The 1,033-nt window shown below is 68.1% G+C and carries 1 protein-coding gene; it reads right to left on the reverse strand.

Annotated features, from left to right (window positions below):
• Window positions 1–907, reverse strand: a 907-nt coding sequence (locus ACIQIB_RS39570) for an ISL3 family transposase (protein ID WP_400764341.1), incomplete at its 3' end; no start/stop codon positions are given.
• Window positions 908–1,033 lie beyond the last annotated feature (126 nt).

Below are 1,033 nucleotides of genomic sequence, written 5' to 3' on the forward strand. Positions count from 1 at the left end.
AGATGTGCTCCAGTGTGCCGCCGTCGCCCAGGAGCTGCTGCACAGCGGCATACCGCTCTTTGGTGCGGGCCACCAGGCGGCGTTCTCGTCCGCACACATCGAGCATCGTGTCAGTGGTGGGCGGCGCCAGCTGCCAGATGTCGTTCCCGGGCGGCGGGATCACCGGCGTGGTGGTCGCGAACGCGGTCCGGATGCAGGCATGATGGGCTCCGACGGTCTTCTCCACCGCCTCGCCGAGGTTCTTCCACAAATGCCAGCCATCGGCGATCTGGACCGCTTGCGGGGCGCCGGCGCGGGCACCCTCGGCGTAGGCGCCGCCGCGGTCCCTGCAAATAATCTCCACCTCGGGGTGGTCTCTGAGCCAGGCGGCCAGCGGTTCCGCGTCGCGTCCGGGCAGTACATCGACCGGGCATCGCCGTTCCAGGTCCACCAAGATCGTCGAGTACGAGTCGCCCTTCTTCAGAGCGAAATCGTCAACACCGAGCACCCTGACGGGCCCTGCGGGTTTCTCAGGAAGTGCCCTGAGCAGGCGTAACAGGGTGTCCTTCGCCACCGGGACTCCCAGTGCCACCGAGAGGCGGCTGCCAGGTCGCCCGGCCAGCGCCACCGCGATCGAAGTCAGCATCCCGCGCAGCAGCGGGGTGAAGCGGGCGTGCGGGCTGGTCAGCCCGGCGACCTGCTCGACGAACGTCACCGCCGGGCAACAGGTGTCCAGACACCGGAACCGGCGCACCAGCAGCTCGATCACCACCCTCGTCCCGCTGATCGCTGCGTCGGACAGTCTCCGCAGGTACCGACCGTGCACCCGCCCCGAGGCGCTGCCGCAGTGCGGGCACGCCGCATCGGCCGCCCGCGCGCGGGCATGCATCGTGATCCCGCCGATGGTCCGCTCGACCAACTCCACCATGACACCGGTCAGATGAGGCAGAAGCGTCTCAAAACTCCCCGAAGTACACCCGGGATACGATGACACCCGCCACTGACATCACCGGCTCGATCACAAGATCAGCGCCAGAGCCCGTAATTCCCCAGG

Source organism: Kitasatospora sp. NPDC092286 (assembly GCF_044755565.1).
Classification (GTDB): Bacteria; Actinomycetota; Actinomycetes; order Streptomycetales; family Streptomycetaceae; genus Kitasatospora.